Source organism: Vibrio sp. OPT46, from assembly GCF_015163535.1.
In the GTDB taxonomy this organism is placed as follows: Bacteria; Pseudomonadota; Gammaproteobacteria; order Enterobacterales; family Vibrionaceae; genus Vibrio; species Vibrio alginolyticus.
In genome coordinates, this window is record NZ_JADDYG010000372.1 from 71,333 (window position 1) to 74,394 (window position 3,062).

The 3,062-nt window shown below is 43.7% G+C and carries 4 protein-coding genes; 3 read left to right on the forward strand and 1 reads right to left on the reverse strand.

The genetic code is table 11. The features are described 5' to 3' along the window. Positions 1–324 precede the first annotated feature (324 nt). Complete coding sequence (locus IQR33_RS17440) at positions 325–768, forward strand: DoxX family protein (protein ID WP_005374434.1); 444 nt, start codon at positions 325–327, stop codon at positions 766–768. A 9-nt stretch (positions 769–777) separates the two neighbouring features. Next, positions 778–1,473 carry a pirin family protein gene (locus IQR33_RS17445; RefSeq protein ID WP_005383228.1) on the forward strand — a complete coding sequence of 232 codons (696 nt, stop codon included), beginning with the start codon at positions 778–780 and terminating at the stop codon, positions 1,471–1,473. A gap of 81 nt (positions 1,474–1,554) precedes the next feature. On the opposite strand, the gene IQR33_RS17450 is transcribed toward IQR33_RS17445, so the two are convergent. Continuing rightward, positions 1,555–2,448, reverse strand: a complete 894-nt coding sequence (locus IQR33_RS17450) for a LysR family transcriptional regulator (RefSeq protein ID WP_005374436.1) — start codon at positions 2,446–2,448, stop codon at positions 1,555–1,557. Between the two features lie 149 nt (positions 2,449–2,597). Between IQR33_RS17450 and IQR33_RS17455 the strand changes: the two genes are divergently transcribed. Then, complete coding sequence (locus IQR33_RS17455) at positions 2,598–2,951, forward strand: DUF413 domain-containing protein (protein WP_005374439.1); 354 nt, start codon at positions 2,598–2,600, stop codon at positions 2,949–2,951. The last annotated feature ends 111 nt before the right edge of the window (positions 2,952–3,062 follow it).

Below are 3,062 nucleotides of genomic sequence, written 5' to 3' on the forward strand. Positions count from 1 at the left end.
CGGTTTTCTTTAACGCACCTTTCTCCCTTGTTAAAAGCGAAAGCAATAGAGCACAGTACATGTGCTCTTTTTTTGTTTAACAGAAAAAATGTTTATCGAAAATAATGACAGACCTTGATTTAAAACAGACAATAATCGGCAAATTAAAACCCAAAAAACATTTCAAGATATTGATTTAAAATAACAAAAACCTCTCATTCGATTTTTTAGAACGAGTTTATCAAAATCCTCCCGTTATTTTTATGTTCGCCTCTACCTAAACTGTTCTCAACAGCACGGGAGCACACGCTTCCCACTCATTGAAAAGAGTCAGAGGACAGAATCATGAAAGCACTATTACAGAAAATTACCACGTCAAACGCAGGTTACAGCGCACTATCACTTCGCGTTCCAATCGGCATTATCTTTATGGCGCACGGCGCACAAAAACTGTTTGGCTGGTTTGGTGGCTACGGCCTAGAAGGCACAGGTCAGTGGATGGCATCTATCGGTTTAGGTCCTGGCGTACTCATGGCGTTACTTGCGGGCAGCGCAGAGTTCTTTGGCGGCTTGTTCATTTTACTTGGTCTGCTAACTCGACCAGCAGCGGTTGCTTTGGCGTTCACGATGGTGGTAGCGATATTCTCTGTCCACTTTGAGAATGGCCTGTTCATGGCAAACAACGGTTACGAGTTTGGCTTGGCATTACTGGCAGCGAGCGTTTCTCTGGCGTTCTCTGGCGCAGGTAAAGCAGCGTTAGATAACTTTTTAAACAAAAAGCTCTCTTAAGGAGGCCTTATGATTACGGTAAGACATGCAGCAGACCGAGGTCGAGCAAACTTTGGCTGGCTTGATAGCAAACATACGTTTTCTTTTGGTAGCTACTACGATCCTCAACATATGGGCTTTTCTGAGCTGAGAGTCATTAATGACGATGTAGTCAAGCCTGGCGCGGGTTTTGATACACATGGCCACCGTGATATGGAGATCATCAGCTATGTGTTGGAAGGTGTTATCGCACACAAAGACAGTGAAGGTAACGTCAAAACACTACCTGCAGGTGAATTCCAACTCATGTCGGCAGGGAAAGGGATTTACCACAGTGAGTACAATGCGTCGAACCAAGATACGCTGCGGTTTCTACAGATTTGGATTCAACCGAACACATTTGGAACCAAACCAGGTTATCAGCAAAAAGATTTTGGTCGCAATCCTGGGTTAACGACTATCGCTACTCCAACTGGAGAAAACGGCACGCTACTTATTAAGCAAGATGCGACTTTGCATCAGTTAATTCTTGAGCCAAGTAGCGAACTAAACTTTGAGATTGAGTCGGGCCGAAATCTATTCATCCATCAAGTGACAGGCAGCCTTAGTGTCGACAATACCACTTTGACGGCTGGCGACGGCGCGAAGATTGAACACCAAAGTAAGGTTGTTTTGCGCAATACATCAAACGAAAGCACAACAGCCCTGTTGTTTGACTTACCATAACTATCGATTCATCGAGATAAAAACAAAGCCGCCTTAATTTCTCAAGGCGGCTTTTTCGTTTTTCTGGCTTTGCATTCAACGCTATTCGTCGGAAGTGCCAGAACCAATTTGCTGAAAACTGTAAGCGGTCAGTGGATCGATCTCTTTGACAATTTCTTCCACTTGCTTAATCGCGTCTACAGACGAGCTAGCTTTACGATAGCTCAAATAGATAGGGCGACACCAATCTTCTACTCCAGACACCTTGTGAAGCTGCCCATTAGCGATAAATGGCTCCACGAGAGAGATTGGTAAGTACGCGGCTCCACCCTTCTCTAAAATAAAGTCCAATGCGATACGCGCTGTTGAAGTGCGTAAATATGGAGCTGGAATCTTAGGGTGACGCTCAGAATGCTCTGAGGAGAAACGCGTCCCCCAGTCAACGTACACATATTTGTTTTCGAAAACGGTGTCTAAAGAATCTTTCTCAGTTGATACCAGAACGAGAACAACATCCGCCACTTTTTTACAGTTAAGCTCATCAGCTTTGATCTGATCGAACGCAAATGCCATATCTAACGTGCGCTCTAGCAAGCTACGACTGAGCATCTCACGTCCCATCACTTCTGCCATGAAGCCATAACCACCAAACGAATCTGTGACGACACTTAAACAATTCTGTAAATAAGCGTCCCAAATGTTTGGCGTGCCACCTAACGTTAGTTGCAGCGCTTTGCCATCTTCAAGCGATAATTCTAGCTTCGCTTGTTGCAATGTAGTGACCATTACCTCGGCATAGCTGATTAAGCGCTCACCTGCAGAGGTCAACTTTATGTTATTTCGATCACGAATAAACAATTGCGTATCGAAGTAACTTTCCAATTGTTTGATACGTGCGCTCACAGCGGCTTGGGTAATATAAAGGTTCTCAGCAGCACGTCCGAAGTGACGAACTCTTGCCAGCTCTAAAAATGTTCGAAAGACTTTTACATCCATAAACCATCTCCTGGTTAATATAAAACCAGATTAACAACTAATTAAAATCATGACGACAAAAAAGTTTTGTTTTTCTTTTGTTAGATTTAAGCCTAATTTTCGCCGTAAGTTCACTACATTCATCAATAACGGTTACAGAGGCTGTTGACATGTCTGACACTGAATTCCGTCATGGCAAAAAACGTTTTTACGATAACGTAAAATTCCCACGCGGCTTTGCAAAGTCTGGCGATTTTACTCTTTCAGAAGAGGAAATCCTAACAATTTATGGGGATACAATGCTTGGCTTAGAGTCAGGCGAATTAACACCTGAAAACAGCGAAGAGAAACACTTCATCAAGGTGTTAGAAAACCCGGGCAAAGCAAAAACAAAACTTGAGCGTACGTGGCTAAAGTACACCCAACTTGCTCGTGGTCGCAAGCGCTTCCATACGCTAAATGGTCGTAACAAGCCTGACGCCACAGAAGAATACATTGAAGAGAGTTTGGTTGAAGACGATTAATAACCAATAACCTACCTAGTTCTCGCCTTTTTCTAGCAGTAGGCGAAAGCTCGTTTGACTTTACTGAGCGAGCAAGACAAGCTCATTTCTTCTCCTAAAGCCCAAGGGGGC

Coding starts and splice junctions, on each gene's coding strand:
- IQR33_RS17440 (WP_005374434.1), top strand. CDS start 325: ATGAAAGCACTATTACAGAAAATTACCACGTCAAACGCAGGTTACAGC.
- IQR33_RS17445 (WP_005383228.1), top strand. CDS start 778: ATGATTACGGTAAGACATGCAGCAGACCGAGGTCGAGCAAACTTTGGC.
- IQR33_RS17450 (WP_005374436.1), bottom strand. CDS start 2,448: ATGGATGTAAAAGTCTTTCGAACATTTTTAGAGCTGGCAAGAGTTCGT.
- IQR33_RS17455 (WP_005374439.1), top strand. CDS start 2,598: ATGTCTGACACTGAATTCCGTCATGGCAAAAAACGTTTTTACGATAAC.